Origin of the sequence: Nonomuraea sp. NPDC050394 (assembly GCF_044459065.1) — a bacterium.
Taxonomy (GTDB): domain Bacteria; phylum Actinomycetota; class Actinomycetes; order Streptosporangiales; family Streptosporangiaceae; genus Nonomuraea.
In genome coordinates this window covers 415,056-430,047 of sequence record NZ_JBITIO010000001.1, presented here as the reverse complement: position 1 = coordinate 430,047, position 14,992 = coordinate 415,056, and the positions used below count along the sequence as shown (strand labels likewise).

Sequence of the window (14,992 nt, the reverse complement as noted above, 5' to 3'; positions counted from 1 at the left end):
GAGGTTTCACCGCCAGTGAGCATCGTTGTAGTACGGCGCCCGGAACGCCGGCCCAGCCCGCAGCCTCCCCGGGGGGAGATTCTGCTGGAATCGCCCCCCGAGATCCCCGAGGTGCAGCCCGCAGGGCTGATGGGCATGCTCACCTGGGTGCCGATGCTCGCCGGAGGCGCGGCGATGGGCCTGATGTTCACCGCGGGCGGCAACTCCAGCCCGCTCATGTACGTCGCCAGCGGCCTGTTCGCCGTCTCGATGCTCGGCATGTCCATCGGCCAGATGGGCCGCAACGCCGGCGAGCGCAAGAACCGCCTCAACGGCCTGCGCCGCGACTACTTCCGCTACCTGGCCCAGATCCGCCGCAAGGTCCGCAAGGCCGCCGTCCAGCAGCGCGAGGCGCTCGAATGGAGCGGCCCCGCGCCCGACTCGCTGTGGTGGGTCGCCATGGGCCCGCGCCTGTGGGAACGCCGTCCGCGCGACGACGACTTCGGCACGGTACGGCTCGGCACCGGCGTCCAGAAGCTGGCCGTGCAGCTCGTCCCGCCGGACTCCAAGCCCGTCGAGGACCTCGACGCGTTGTCGGCCGGCGCGCTGCGCAGGTTCGTCCGCGCCCACTCCACGGTCTCGCAGCTTCCGGTGGCCGTGGCGCTCAACTCCTTCGCCCGCATCCACCTCAGCGGCGACCCGGTGGCCGTCCGCGAGCTGGTCAGGGCGATCATCGCGCAGCTGGCCGTCTTCCACTCCCCCGACGACATGCGGATCATGGTCTGCGCCGGCCAGGAGTGGATGCCGCACTGGGAGTGGGTGAAGTGGATGCCCCACGCCCTCCACCCGGAGACGCGCGACGGGGCAGGCCAGGTCAGGCTGATCACCGACAACATGGGCGAACTCGACCAGATGGTGGGCGACGAGCTCAAGGAGCGGGCCAGGTTCCGGGCCGGGAGTCCCGCGGACGCGCTGCCGTACCACGTCGTGATCGTGGACGGCGGGACCGTGCCGCACGACTCCCAGCTCGGCACCGACGCCATCCAGGGCGTCACCGTGATCGACCTGTCGGAGTCCACGGGCGTGGTCGAGGAGCGCAGCATGCTCCGCCTGGACGTGCAGGCGGACGGGTTCCACATGGTCAAGATCGACCACGCGGGCAAGCGGTCCACCACGCGGCTCGGCGACCCCGACGCGCTCGACTTCCTGCGGGCCGAGGGCCTGGCCCGCCAGCTCGCGCCGCTGCGCGCCTCGGCCGTGTCCGGCGGCGGCGAGGCCCAGGACGTGCTGGGCGTCAACACCTCGCTGACCGACCTGCTCGGCGTCGGCGACCCCAGCAGGCTGCACCCCGCCGTGACCTGGCAGCCGCGCGCGGGCCGCAACCGGCTGCGGGTGCCGATCGGGCTCGGCGCCGACGGCCGCGTGGTCGAACTGGACATCAAGGAGTCCGCGCAGGGCGGCATGGGCCCGCACGGCCTGGTCATCGGCGCGACCGGCTCCGGCAAGTCGGAGCTGCTGCGCACGCTGGTGCTCGGCCTCGCCATCACGCACTCCTCGGAGATCCTCAACTTCGTCCTCGTCGACTTCAAGGGCGGCGCGACCTTCCTCGGCCTGGAGACCCTCAAGCACGTCTCCGCGGTCATCACCAACCTTGAGGACGAGCTGCCGCTGGTCGACCGTATGCACGACGCGCTGCACGGCGAGATGGTGCGCCGCCAGGAACTGCTGCGCTCGGCGGGCAACTACGCCTCGCTGCGCGACTACGAGCGCGCCCGCGAGCAGGGTGCCGACCTGCGGCCGATGCCCACGCTGTTCGTCGTGCTCGACGAGTTCAGCGAGCTGCTGTCGGCCAAGCCGGAGTTCATCGACCTGTTCGTCATGATCGGCCGTCTCGGCCGCTCGCTCGGCGTGCACCTGCTGCTGGCCTCGCAGCGCCTGGAAGAAGGACGCCTGCGCGGCCTGGACACCCACCTGTCCTACCGGATCGGCCTGCGGACCTTCTCGGCGATGGAGAGCCGGGTGGTCCTGGGCGTGGCCGACGCGTACGAGCTGCCGTCCGCGCCCGGCAACGGCTACCTGAAGTTCGACACGACCGGCATGACCCGCTTCAAGGCCGCCTACGTCTCCGGCGCCTACGTCGCCGACCCCTCCGGCGCCGTCACACCCGACGGCCGCGCGCCCTCCCACCAAATCTTCGAGTACGGCACCGCCTTCGTCCCCCTCCCGGAAGAGGACGAGCCGCCCGCGCCGGAACCGGAAGAGAAGGACCAGCAGGAGGAACCCGCCGGCGGCGGCCAGAACAGCCTCCTGGACGTCGTCGTCAGCCGCCTGTCCGAGCACGGCCCGGTCGCGCACCGCATCTGGCTGCCGCCGCTCGCGGAGCCGGCGACGCTGGCGCACCTGCTGCCGCCGCTGACGGTCACCCCCGAGTTCGGCCTGTCCACCGCCGACTGGCCGGGCAGGGGCAAGCTGCACGCCGTGGTCGGCATCATCGACAAGCCCTTCGAGCAGCGCCGAGACCCGCTCTGGCTGGACCTTTCCGGCGGCGGCGGCCACGTCGGCCTGGCCGGCGGCACCCAGAGCGGCAAGAGCACGGCCCTGCGCACGCTGGTGACGGGCATGGCGCTCACGCACACGCCCCGCGAGGTGCAGTTCTACTGCCTGGACTTCGGCGGCGGCTCGCTCGCCTCCCTGGAGGGCCTGCCGCACGTGGGCGGCGTCGCCACCCGCCTGGACGGCGACCGCGTACGCCGCACGGTCGCCGAGATCTCCACCATCCTGGAGCAGCGCGAGCGCGGCTTCGCCGAACAGGGCATCGAGTCGATCACCGCCTACCGCCGGATGCTGGCGGAGGGCACGATCGAGGGCGACGGCTGGGGCGACGTCTTCCTGCTCGTGGACGGCTGGCTCACGCTGCGCCAGGACTTCGAGGGCCTGGAGCCGACCATCACCGACCTGGCCGCGCGCGGGCTCGGCTACGGCATCCACGTCATCGCCTCGACCAACAAGTGGTCGGAGTTCCGCCCCAGCATCCGCGACCTGTTCGGCACCAGGATCGAGCTCAGGCTCGGCGACTCCTACGAGTCCGAGGTCAACAGGAAGAAGGCGCTGGCGGTGCCCGAGGGCGTCCCGGGCCGCGGCCTCACCAAGGACGGATTCCACTTCCTGTCGGCGCTGCCGCGCATCGACGGCGTGCAGAGCCCCGACGACCTCGCCAACGGGGTACGCGGCCTCGTGCAGGCCGTACGCGAGGCCTGGAAGGGCCCCCAGGCCCCGGTGGTACGCCTGCTGCCCGCCGTGCTGCCCGCCGCGACGTTGCCGGGTCCCGATCAGGCGGCGCCGCACCAGATCCCGATCGGGATCGACGAGGCGACGCTCCAGCCCGCGCTGCTGGACTTCGACAACGACCCGCACTTCATCGTGCTGGGCGACAACGAGAGCGGGAAGTCGAACCTGCTGCGGCTCGTGGCCGAGAGCCTGGTCGCCAGGCAGACGCCCGCCCAGGCCATGATGATCATGATTGACTACCGCCGGGCGCTGCTCGACGCGGCCGTCGGCGACCACCGCATCGGCTACGCCGCCTCCAGCGCGGCGGCCGCCGAGATCATCAATGACGCCAAGGGCGCGCTGCTCAGCCGCCTGCCCCCGGCCGACCTGACCCCCGACCAGCTCCGCTCGCGCAGTTGGTGGGCGGGCTCCGACCTGTACATCTTCGTCGACGACTACGACCTGGTGGCCACCTCGTCCAACCCGCTGCTGGGGCTGGTGGACCTGCTGCCGCAGGCCCGCGACATCGGCCTGCACGTGATCATCTCGCGGCAGATGGGCGGCGCGGGCCGGGCGATGTTCGACCCCGTCATCCAGCGGATGAAGGACATGGCCAGCCCCGCGCTCATCATGTCGGGCAGCAAGGACGAGGGCTATCTGTTCAACAACGTACGGGCGCAGCCGCTGCCTCCCGGACGCGGCACCCTCGTCGACAGGAAGTTCGGCACGCGCCTCATCCAGACCGCCTTCCTCAGCCCACCGGACCCCGAAGAGTAGGAAATGGCGAACCTCGAGATCCACTACAAGGCACTCGACCAGTGCCGTACTGCCATCTACAAGGCCAAGAACCAGTACGGTGACGTCCGGCTGGAGAACAACGACGGCAAGGAGCCCACCTACGACAAGGAGGGCAAGGTCGAGATCCGGCGCAAGGCGACCCCGGCGGAGGCGGCCGGGCACCTGACGGACTCCGCCGCCCTGGTCAAGATCGTGGACGAGGTCTGGTCGACGCTGATCAACGAGGGTGACCAGGCCAAGAGGAAGCTCCACGACGTCGAGATCGGGCTCAGCGCGGTGGAGCAGAACATCAAGGACGCGCACAAGGCGACGTCATGAGCGCGACGCCGGCCGTACCGGAGCGGATCGCCGCGCTCCAGCGCAAGGTCAGCGGCGACCCCGCGGCCCTCGACGCCATCGCCAAGTCGTGGCGGGGCATCTCCGACGACACCGACGACTACGTGGGCTCGCTGGGCCGCGCCGTCAACACCGTGGACGAGGCCTGGTACGGCCGCTCCGCCGACGCGTTCGTGGAGTACATGCGCAAGTACGGCAAGGCCGGCGAGGGCCTCTACCTGCTGCTGTCCAATGCCGCGTCCTCCCTCGACACGGCGGCGTCCTCGCTGCGCTCCGCCAAGTCGGGCGTGGACGGCATCGCCACCAAGTTGATCACCGACATGACGAACCACCACACGACCTACTTCGCCAACAACAAGGACGCCACCGAGGTGGGCTGCGACGCGGGCACGAAGCCGCTGATCGACCAGGCGGAGATCGACGCCAAGGTGCACGTCGACAAGGCGGAGAAGGACGTGAGCGCCGCGAAGACGGCGATCCGCGGCTTCCTGGACGGCCGGCCGCTCACCTTCGCCGCCATCCCCGAGGTCGCCAAGGAGGAGTTCACGCCCGCCAAGGGCCGCACGATCGTCTGGGAGCCCACCGAGGGCTACGGCAAGAACGGCGGCGGCGCGGGCGGCCCCGACGGCGGCGGCGGCGGACGGAACGTCGGCGGCTACGGCCCCAGCGGCCCGCCACCCCCCGCGGGCGGCGGCCCCGCGCCGACCGGCCAGGTCAAGGCGTGGATCGACCAGGCCATCGAGATCCTCAGGGCCAACGGCGTACCGGTCGGGAGCATGAACGCCAGCGACATCTGGATGATCATCCAGCACGAGTCGGGCGGCAACCCCCACGCGATCAACCTGTGGGACTCCAACGCCTCCGCCGGGCACCCGTCGAAGGGCCTGATGCAGACGATCGACCCGACGTTCAACTCCTACGCGCTGCCCGGGCACACGAACATCTACGACCCGGTGGACAACATCATCGCCGGGGTCCGCTACGCGGTCAGCAGGTACGGATCGGTCTCGAACGTGCCCGGCGTGGTCGGCATGAAGACCGGCGCCGGATACAGCGGCTACTAAAAGGAAGGCGCCCCCGGTTCCTCCCGGGGGCGCCTTCGTTTCCGCTATCCGCAGTTGGCCCAGCCCGCGCTGGTGCTCCCGGAGCCCGCGCTCCCGGAGAACCGCACGCACTTGCCCTTGGCCGGCAGCTTCACCGGACCCGCGTAGTACTCGAAGTTGCCGCTGTCGGTCTTGGAACCGCCGCCCTGAACCTCCAGGGTGGCGCTGACCGGGCTGGCCTTGCCGACGTTGACGGTCTTCATCGTGACCACGCAGTTCTCACCCGTGCTGTTGTTGTACAGCTGGTAGGTGACGCCGCCGGCGAACGACTGGCTGCGCTGGACGGAGAATCCGCCGCCGCAGGCCGCGGTCGGCGTGTGCGGGTTCGGCTTCTCCGGCTCGGGCTTCGGCGGGTCGGGCTTCTGCGTGGGCGTCGGCTTGGGCTTCTCCGGCTCGGGCTTCTGCGTCGGAGTGGGCTTCTGCGTCGGCGTCGGCTTGGGCTCCTCCGTCGGCTTCTGCGTGGGCTTCTGCGTCGGGGTGGGCTTCGGCTCCTCGGTGGTCGGCGTCGGAGTCGGCTTCGGCTCCTCGGTCGGCTTCTGCGTGGGCGTCGGGGTGGGCTTGTCCGTCGGCTCCACGGTCTTGGTCACCGTGGCCGTCGGCGACGGCTTGCCCGAGCCCTTGCGCGGCTTCTCGGTCGTCGGCTGCGCCGTGGGCTGCTGCGTCGTGGGCTGCGTGGTGGCCACGGCGGGCACCGAGGGTGCACTGGTCGGCGTCGGCGGCGCGGTGAGCTCGGGCACCGACGGCGTACCACTGGCCGACGGCCACTCGGTCGGCAGCACCAGCGGACCCACGCCGTCGTCGTCCAGCGGCGGGGAGGTGACCGCCCACGGGACCGTGACCGTGGGCTGCGGCTGATCGGGCTGCCCCTGGCCGTCCGCGGGAACACCGGCCGATGGCACGCCCTCGGTCCCGGTGCCCGACTCGCCGGCGACCGACGGGATCTTCACCACGTTGTTGCCGCCGGTCGCCGACTGCGCGACGGGCTGGATCTCCGCGTACTGCCCGGCGCCCCACAGCCCGACGCCGGACAGCAGCGCGATGACGCCGAGTCCGGCCACGAGGGCGAGCGGGAAGCGCTTGCGCGGGCGCTCGGCGCCCACGGCGCTGCCGGCCAGCGGCTCCATCCTGATCGGCGGCTGCTGCTGGTTCGGGATCTGCGGCGGTCCCCACGAGGGCCCCTGCTGCTGCGGCGGCGGCGCCGGCGGTGCCACCGGCCCCGGCTGCACCGGCACCCCCTGTACGGGTTGCTCCTGGTGGACCATGGTCTCGGCGTCCGGGCGCACGGCCGGCGGCGGGATCATCCCGCTGGCCGGACCGGTGTCGCCGAGCAGCTGCAGCAGCGCCGTGTAGGTGGTCGGGCGCTGGTGCACGCCCTTGGCCAGCGCGGCCCGCACGACGCGGTGCAGCGGCTCGGCGTCGAAGGGCAGGTGCGGCTCGGCGTTGAGCACGGCCTGCCCGTCCTGGCCGAACGGCGGCTCGCCGCTGCCGGCGAAGGCCACGACGGCGCCCCAGGCGAACACGTCCGCGTACGGCCCGTACTGCAGGCCGTTGATCTGCTCGGGCGCCTGGTAGCCGACCTCGCCGACGGGGTCGCCGAGACCCACGTCGGTGACCCTCGGACCGTCGGCGCCCATGATCACGTTGTGCGGAGTCAGGCTGCGGTGCGCGATGCCCGCCAGGTGCACGGCCGACAGGGCGGTGAGCATGCCGAGCGCGAGCCGTTCGAGCGCGTCCTCGGCCAGCGGGCCGTCCTCGGCCACGGTCTCGGCCAGGCTGCGGCCTTCGACGTGCTCGCGGACCAGGTACGGCCGGTCCTCGTGCCAGCCGGAGTCGAGCACGCGCGCGATATAGGAGCTCGAGACCCGCCTGGCCGCGGTGAATCGAGCGAGAGCCTCCGGTGTGACCTCGGGCTCGGGCGGCAGCAGCTTGATCGCCCTGATGGGGGCGTCGTCCTCCGCCCGGCCCAGATACATGGCCCCGCGAGGTCCCTCACCCAAGAAGCCGATGAGGGTGTACTCGCCGATCTGCGGGGGGTCCTCCGGCCGCAAAGGCGTCATTGGCCGTCTCTTTCATGAGTAGTCATGATCGAGACACATTGAACCAAAAAAGCCCCATATGCATCAGTAGTTTCGGTTACGATCCGACATTTCACTGTCAAGACGCCGTACTGACACTAAATCGGACCCCGGGCCCGCTTCCTGCCCATGGGCAGGAAAACCCGGGCGGTGATGACGAGGACCACCAGGAGCGTGGCCACCCCCGCGATGATCCCGGCCTTCGCGATCGCGTCGTGGTCCACCGGCGGCACTTTGGCCACCACGTCCCTGCCCATCGGCGCGGGCGGCGGCGGGGCCACCACCGGGGCGTTGACCGGCTCGTACGGCAGGACCATCGTCACCGCCAGCATCGGGTTGACCATGCCGGCGCCGGTGCCCTTGCCGGTGGAGCCCTCCGCGGTGGCGATGACGCGCCGCCGTACCTGATCCTGGTTGAGGTGGGGGAAACGCGCGCGCACCAGCGCGACCACGCCCGTCACGTACGGCACCGCGAAGCTCGTGCCGTTGAGATCGGCCTGGTAGGACTTGCCGGGCCAGGTCGCGGTGATCTCCTGGCCGGGGCCGAGCACGGCCACCGGTGTCTTGGAGTTGGAGAAGTCGGAGCGCGCACCCTGCCTGCCGGCGGCGCCGACGGCGAGCACGCCCTCGTAGGCCGCGGGGTAGGCGGCGCTCTCCGTGCGGTCCTCTTTCCTGATGTTGCCCGCCGCGGCGACGATCACCGCGTCCTTGGCCAGCGCGTAGTCGACGGCGGCCTTCAGCGCGGGGTGGTGCTCGGCCTGGATCGAGATGTTGATCACTTCGGCGCCGAGGTCGGCGGCGGCCTTGATGCCCCGCACCAGCAGGCTGAGCTCGCCCTTGCCGTCGTGCGACTGCTTGAACGACATCAGGTTCACGTTCGGCGCCATGCCGTGGAAGGCGACGCCCTTCATGTCGCGGGCGGCGATGATGCCGGCGACGGCGGTGCCGTGGCCCACGCAGTCGCGGTAGCCCTTGCCGGTCAGGTCCGCCTTTCCCGACACGGGGATCTGCGGGTGGGTCAGATCGACGCCGCTGTCGATGACGGCCACCTTGACGCCGTCGCCCCGGGTCAGCGGCCACACCCGCCGCACGTCCATGCGCTGCTGGGCCCACGAGACGCCGGGCTGGAAGTTGCCCTTCTCCGGGTCGCAGTCGTCGCGCGCGGCCTGGGCGGCGGCGGGCGCGGCGAGGAACTGCAGCGCGACCAGGCTGACCAGAAAGGCGCGACCCATCATGGCCGTTTACCCTATCCGGTCACGTTTTGCCCGACCCCTCAGTCCGGGTTTCGGGCAGCCTCGCAGTCCGCGCTCCTGCCTCGGGCGGCCACGCAGTGCTCCCGCTTCGGGCGGCCACGCGGTGCTCCCGCCTCGGGCGGCCGCGCGGTACGGCTCCGCGGCCCGGGACCGCGGAGCCGTGGCGGGTCAGCGTGTGGCGGACTCGATGTTGCCCCGGTAGGTGTTGATCACCCGGGCCGCCTCCTGGAGCTCCTCGGCCATCCGCTGGAAGGAGGCCCGGTAGGTCTGCCAGGCACCGTTGAAGCGGTCGGCGCCCGGACCCGTCCAGGCCGTGCCCACCTTGGCAGCCTCGCGGTCCAGCGCCGCCATCGTGGCCCGCACCGTCTCCGACTGCTGCGTGAACTGGGTCGCCATCTGCTGCATTTCCGCGGGGTTGCCACCGAGCAGACCCTGACTCATGGTTGCCTCCTGCTGTCGCGACGAGAGAGCGCCCTCACCATAGGCATCAGAGGGGCCCATCGCCCCCAGTTATGCCGAGCGGTTATGGTCTTCCAGAGGATTGTTCTGACCTGGAGGAGCTTCGTCCCCATGCGCGAGGTTGTCGTCACCGGCGGCGGCACCGGCATCGGGTACGCGATCGCCGCCGCGTTCGTCGCGCTCGGTGACCGCGTCACGATCACCGGCCGCCGCGAGCACGTACTGAAGGAAGCGGCCCAGCGGCTCGGCGCCGCGCACGTGGCCTTCGACGCCGCCGCGCCCCTCGCGGTCAAGGACGCGGCGCCGCGCCTTCCCGGGCACGTGGACGTGCTCGTCAACAACGCGGGCGGCAACACCAACCTCGACCGCGAGCCGTCCGGCGAACTCCCGGACGTGGCCGAGGCCTGGTGGGCCAACCTCAACGCCAACCTGCTGTCCGCCGTCCTGGTCACGACCGCGCTGCTGCCGCGCTTCGGCAAGGGCGGGCGGATCATCTCGATCGGCTCCATCGCCGCCCGCGGCACCGGCTCCGGCTCGTACGGCGCGGCCAAGGCGGCCGTCGAGTCGTGGACCGCCGACCTGGCCGCCGAACTCGGCCCACGCGGCGTCACCGCCAACGTCGTCTCCCCCGGCCTGGTCGTCGACACCGAGTTCTTCAGGGGCCGCCTGACCGACGACGGCATCAGGGCCAGGGTCAACAACACGCGCAACGGCCGACCCGCCACACCGGCCGACGTGGCCGAGACCGTACTCTTTCTGGCCTCGCCCGGTGCGAGACATCTGACGGGGCAGGTGGTCCACGTCAACGGAGGGGCCTACCTCGGTCGATAAACTCCGTTCCAGCTTGTCGAGGAAGGAAAAGACACCGGTGCACAAGGTTCTCATCGCCAACCGGGGCGAGATCGCCGTACGGGTGGCCCGCGCGTGCAAGGACGCGGGCATCGCCAGCGTCGCCGTCTACGCCGAGCAGGACCTCGACGCCCTTCACGTCAAGACCGCCGACGAGGCCTACGCGCTCGGCGGCCAGTCTCCCGCCGAGACCTACCTCGACATCGCCAAGCTGCTGCGGATCGCCGCGGAGTCCGGGGCCGACGCCGTCCACCCCGGCTACGGCTTCCTGGCCGAGAACGCCGGCTTCGCCCAGGCCGTCATCGACGCCGGGCTGACCTGGATCGGCCCGCCGCCCGCCGCCATCGCGGCGCTGGGCGACAAGGTGCAGGCCAGGCACATCGCCGCCAAGGTGGGCGCGCCGCTGGTCGCCGGCACCAAGGACCCGGTCTCCGGGGTCGGGGAGGTCGTCGCGTTCGCCGAACAGCACGGCCTGCCGATCGCCATCAAGGCCGCGTACGGCGGCGGCGGTCGCGGCATCAAGGTGGCCCGCACCCTGGAGGAGGTCCCCGACCTCTACGAGTCGGCGGTCCGCGAGGCCGTGGCCGCGTTCGGGCGCGGCGAGTGCTTCGTCGAGCGCTACCTCGACCGCCCGCGCCACGTCGAGACCCAGTGCCTGGCCGACACCCACGGCAACGTGGTCGTGGTCAGCACCCGCGACTGCTCGCTCCAGCGCCGCCACCAGAAGCTCGTGGAGGAGGCGCCCGCCCCGTTCCTGTCCCCGGAGCAGGTCGAGACCCTCTACACCAGCTCCAAGGCCATCCTGCGCGAAGCCGGTTACGTCGGCGCGGGCACCTGCGAGTTCCTCGTCGGCCAGGACGGCACGATCTCCTTCCTGGAGGTCAACACCCGGCTCCAGGTCGAGCACCCGGTCACCGAGGAGGTCTCCGGCATCGACCTGGTGCGCGAGATGTTCCGCGTGGCCGACGGCGAGGCGCTGGGCTACGACGACCCCGCGCTGCGCGGGCACTCCTTCGAGTTCCGCATCAACGCCGAGGACGCGGGGCGCAACTTCCTGCCCGCGCCCGGGACGCTGACCGTGCTGCGGGCGCCGTCGGGGCCCGGCGTGCGGCTCGACTCCGGGTACGAGGCGGGGATGACGGTGCCCCAGACGTTCGACTCGCTGGTGGCCAAGCTGATCGTGACGGGGCGGGGCCGTACCGAGGCGCTGGAGCGCTCGCGCCGGGCGCTGGCGGAGTTCGAGATCGACGGCATGCCGACCGTGCTGCCCTTCCACCGGACCGTCGTCGAGGATCCGGCCTTCACCGCCGAGCCGTTCGCCGTCCACACCCGGTGGATCGAGACCGAGTTCGACAACACGATCCCGCCGTATTCGGGGGAAATCGCCGCCGGTGAGGCTCCCGTCCGGGAGACGGTGACCGTCGAGGTGGGGGGCAAGCGCCTGGAGGTGGTCCTGCCCGCCGGTCTCGGCGCTGCCGGCAGTACGCCCTCGGCGAACACCAAGGCCCCCAAGCGCGGCGCGGGCGGCGCCAAGAAGGCGGCGGCAGGCGGAGACGCGCTCGTCAGCCCGATGCAGGGCACGATCGTCAAGGTCGTGGCCGGTGACGGCGACACCGTGGCGGAGGGGGACACGGTGGTCGTGCTGGAGGCCATGAAGATGGAGCAGCCGCTCACCGCGCACAAGGCGGGCGTCATCACCGGCCTGGCCGCGGCCGTCGGGCAGACGGTGACCTCGGGAGCGACCATCTGCGAGATCAAGGATGCCTGAGGGCTCCAAGCCCTCCCAACGCCCATCCGATGCCCTCCGGACGGGTAACGTGCGAGATGAGGAACTTTCCCGACCGCCCGTTCGTCCTGAAGGGCGAAGGAGGCTAGCTGCCCATGACCCACTCGCTGCGCCGGGCGGGGGCCGCGACCGCGGCTCTGATCGCCGGTCTACTCGCTGTATTCGCGCTGTCCCCCGCTGCACACGCCGCGGCGCCGCCTGACGCCCAGACCATCCTGTCCCACTGGAAGGACAAGAAGGATCCGCTCTACGTGGAGAACGGCTCCGCGTTGACGTCCGACCAGCAGTCGGAGATCCGGTCCGCCTTGAAGGACTCCAAGAGCGACATCTACGTCGCGGCGCTGCCCGATGGCTCGGTCACCGACGTGAAGACCTACCTGACCACCCTGGGCAACGCGACGGCCGCGGCGAAGAACAACGCCCGCGTGACCGTCGCCGTCCTCGACGGCAAGACCCTGTTCGCCGGATCGAACTTCGGCAGCGGCAGGACCGGTCAGATCGCGAACCTGTCGACGCGCAACAACTCCGACATCGCCGCAGGCATGAACGAGTTCGTCAACCGGATCAACCTGCTGGCCGAGGGCAAGAGCAAGTCCGCGCTGTCGTCCGGCTCGCCCAGCAGTGGCGGCAGCGGCACCGGCGCGCTGATCGGTCTCGGCGCCATCGCCCTGGTGGGTGGCGGCGGCTACTTCCTCTACTCCAAGAACAAGAAGAAGAAGCTCGCCGAGAAGCAGGCCAAGGAACTCGCGATGGTCAAGACGACCGTCGACGAGGACGTCACCAAGTTCGGTGAGGAGATCACCTCGCTCGACACCGACGTCACCCTCGCGGGTGAGGGCGGCCGGCACATCGACGAGTGGCAGCACGCGCTCGACTCCTACGAGAAGGCCAAGACCCAGCTGGCCACGATCGAGCGGTCCGACCAGATCCGCGAGGTCACCCAGACGCTGGAGGACGGCCGCTACTCGCTGGCCGTGGTCAAGGCCAAGGTCAACAACCAGCCGGTGCCCGAGCGCCGCGCGCCCTGCTTCTTCAACCCGCAGCACGGCCCGTCCGTCCGCGACGTCAGCTGGGCCCCGCCCAACGGCGCCGTGCGCGAAGTGCCGGCCTGCGCGCAGGACGCCGAGGCGGTCGAGCGCGGCTTCGACCCGCAGATGCGCGAGGTCATGGTCGACGGCCAGCGCCGCCCGTACTACGACGCGGGCCCGGCCTACCAGCCGTACGCCTACGGCTACTACGGCGGCTTCGGCGACATCATGACCGGCATGTTCATCGGCACGATGATGGGCAGCATGATGGGCGGCTGGGGAATGGGCGGCTACGGCGCCGGCTACTCCGACGCGGGCGCCGGCGGCGACTTCGGCGGTGGCGGAAGTGACTTCGGCGGCGGCGACAGCGGCGGCGGCTGGGGCGACTTCGGCGGCGGCGACTTCGGCGGCGGCGACTGGTAACCCGTCTCTCGTTCCATCTGACAGACACTGCGGGCGCGTCCTCCCTGGAGGACGCGCCCGTCGCGTTGAGAGCCTTCCAGCCGTTACGGCAAGCCGCCCCCACGCCACCCGCCGACCCGCGCGGGCGCCGATCGTGGGGATCGCTTCTCACGCCGGACGAACGCGCCGCCGATACGGCCCACCTCGACCGGGTGAGAGGAAGACCGCGTCAGATGCCGATGGCCGCTTCCGGTTGCATGAGACGGCGGGCCGCCTCGGTGATGCTGCCGGACAGCGACGGGTAGACGGCGAAGGTGTGGGCCAGCTGGTCCACCGTCAGGCGCTGCTGGACCGCCACCGAGACCGCCAGGATCAGTTCGGAGGCTCGCGGGGCCACCACCACGCCGCCCAGGACGATTCCGGTGTGGGGGCGGCAGAAGAGTTTGACGAAGCCGTCGTTGAAGCCCGACATCTTGGCTCTGGCGTTGGTGGCCAGGGGAAGCTTGACGACGTTGGCCTCGATCTCGCCCGCCTCGATCGAGCGCTGTGCCACGCCGACCGCGGCGATCTCCGGGTCGGTGAAGATGTTGGAGGCCACCGTGGCCAGGCGGAGCGGCTGGACGGCCTCGCCCAGCGCGTGCCAGACGGCGATCCGGCCCTGCATCGCGGCCACCGAGGCCAGCATGAGCACGCCGGTGCAGTCGCCCGCGGCGTAGACGCCCGGCGCGGAGGTGCGGGAGACCTTGTCGACCTTGATGAAGCCGTTGCGGTCGAGCTGGACCCCGGCCTCGGCCAGGCCGATGCCGGTGGTGTTGGGGACCATGCCGACCGTCATCAGCGCGTGGGAGCCCTCGGCCACGCGGCCGTCCTCCAGCGTGACCAGGACGCCCTCGGCCGTACGCGTCACCGAGGCGGCCCTGGAGCGGCCCATGACGTTCATGCCGCGCCTGCGGTAGACCTCCTCCAGCACTTCGGCGCCGTCGGCGTCCTCGTTGGGCATCATGCGGTCGCGGCTGGAGACGAGCGTGACCTCGCAGCCCAGGGAGCGGTAGGCGCCGGCGAACTCGGCGCCGGTGACGCCGGAGCCGACCACGATCAGGTGCTCGGGCAGCTCGTCGAGGTCGTAAAGCTGGCGCCAGGTGAGGATGCGCCGGCCGTCGGGCTCGGCGCCGGGCAGGATGCGCGGGGTAGCGCCGGTGGCCACGAGGACCACGTCCGCCCTGATCGTCCGCTCGCCCGCCTTGACGACCTGCGGATCCACGAGGCGCCCGTGCGCCTTGATGATCTCGACGCCCTCGGCCGCCACCCTGGTCTCGATGTCCATGGACTGCGCCTGGGCCAGCTCCTTCACCCGCTTGTTGACCAGCGGCAGGTCGACCTGCGCCACACCGGCGTCGCCGTCGAGCCCGCCGGAGAAGGAGACGCCCAGCGACGGCGCGTCCATCAGCGCCTGCTTGCGGACCGAGGTCGCGATGAGCGTCTTGGACGGCACGCAGTCGGTGAGCACGCACGCGCCGCCCGGACCGTCCTGCTCGACCATCGTGACCTCCGCGCCAAGTTGCGCGGCCACCAGCGCCGCCTCGTAGCCGCCTGGTCCGCCACCGATGATCACGATCCTAGTCACGTGTCCCATTCTTCCGTATGTCCTGAGCAGCAG

Annotated in this window: 10 protein-coding genes; 6 read left to right on the top strand and 4 right to left on the bottom strand. The window is 71.1% G+C overall.

Annotated features, from left to right (window positions below):
- Positions 1 to 15 precede the first annotated feature (15 nt).
- From eccCa to ACIBKY_RS02185, 3 genes are read left to right on the top strand one after another with little or no spacing between them, the layout of a single operon-like run.
- Positions 16 to 4,023: a type VII secretion protein EccCa gene (gene eccCa / locus ACIBKY_RS02195; RefSeq protein ID WP_397093729.1), complete on the top strand. Its 4,008-nt coding sequence runs from the start codon at positions 16 to 18 to the stop codon at positions 4,021 to 4,023.
- Between the two features lie 3 nt (positions 4,024 to 4,026).
- Positions 4,027 to 4,362, top strand: coding sequence for a hypothetical protein (locus ACIBKY_RS02190; protein ID WP_379630987.1), 336 nt, complete (start codon positions 4,027 to 4,029; stop codon positions 4,360 to 4,362).
- Positions 4,359 to 5,444 (top strand): transglycosylase SLT domain-containing protein, encoded by a 1,086-nt coding sequence (locus tag ACIBKY_RS02185; protein WP_397093728.1) that lies wholly within the window; start codon positions 4,359 to 4,361, stop codon positions 5,442 to 5,444. Before ACIBKY_RS02190 ends, ACIBKY_RS02185 begins: the two co-directional genes overlap by 4 nt.
- A 44-nt stretch (positions 5,445 to 5,488) precedes the next feature.
- Here the strand turns inward: ACIBKY_RS02185 and ACIBKY_RS02180 are convergent, their stop codons facing one another.
- The 3 genes from ACIBKY_RS02180 to ACIBKY_RS02170 form a co-directional block, all read right to left on the bottom strand.
- On the bottom strand, positions 5,489 to 7,540 hold the full coding sequence (locus ACIBKY_RS02180; protein WP_397093726.1) for a serine/threonine protein kinase: 2,052 nt from the start codon (positions 7,538 to 7,540) through the stop codon (positions 5,489 to 5,491).
- A 116-nt stretch (positions 7,541 to 7,656) separates the two neighbouring features.
- A complete protein-coding gene (locus tag ACIBKY_RS02175) occupies positions 7,657 to 8,793 on the bottom strand; it encodes a S8 family serine peptidase (protein ID WP_397093725.1) in 1,137 nt (378 codons plus the stop codon).
- Between the two features lie 186 nt (positions 8,794 to 8,979).
- The gene (locus ACIBKY_RS02170; RefSeq protein ID WP_184957858.1) at positions 8,980 to 9,252 is read right to left on the bottom strand and encodes a WXG100 family type VII secretion target; all 273 of its coding nucleotides are present in this window, start codon (positions 9,250 to 9,252) and stop codon (positions 8,980 to 8,982) included.
- A 129-nt stretch (positions 9,253 to 9,381) separates the two neighbouring features.
- On the opposite strand from ACIBKY_RS02170, the gene ACIBKY_RS02165 reads away from it, so the two are divergent.
- The 3 genes from ACIBKY_RS02165 (at position 9,382) to ACIBKY_RS02155 (ending at position 13,356) form a co-directional block, all read left to right on the top strand.
- Positions 9,382 to 10,101, top strand: a complete 720-nt coding sequence (locus ACIBKY_RS02165; protein ID WP_397093724.1) for an SDR family NAD(P)-dependent oxidoreductase — start codon at positions 9,382 to 9,384, stop codon at positions 10,099 to 10,101.
- A 37-nt stretch (positions 10,102 to 10,138) separates the two neighbouring features.
- Complete coding sequence (locus ACIBKY_RS02160; protein ID WP_397093722.1) at positions 10,139 to 11,887, top strand: acetyl/propionyl/methylcrotonyl-CoA carboxylase subunit alpha; 1,749 nt, start codon at positions 10,139 to 10,141, stop codon at positions 11,885 to 11,887.
- A gap of 113 nt (positions 11,888 to 12,000) precedes the next feature.
- The gene (locus tag ACIBKY_RS02155; protein WP_397093721.1) at positions 12,001 to 13,356 is read left to right on the top strand and encodes an LPXTG cell wall anchor domain-containing protein; all 1,356 of its coding nucleotides are present in this window, start codon (positions 12,001 to 12,003) and stop codon (positions 13,354 to 13,356) included.
- Positions 13,357 to 13,564: 208 nt separating this feature from the next.
- Here the strand turns inward: ACIBKY_RS02155 and ACIBKY_RS02150 are convergent, their stop codons facing one another.
- Positions 13,565 to 14,959, bottom strand: a complete 1,395-nt coding sequence (locus ACIBKY_RS02150; protein WP_397093719.1) for an NAD(P)H-quinone dehydrogenase — start codon at positions 14,957 to 14,959, stop codon at positions 13,565 to 13,567.
- Between the last annotated feature and the right edge of the window lie 33 nt (positions 14,960 to 14,992).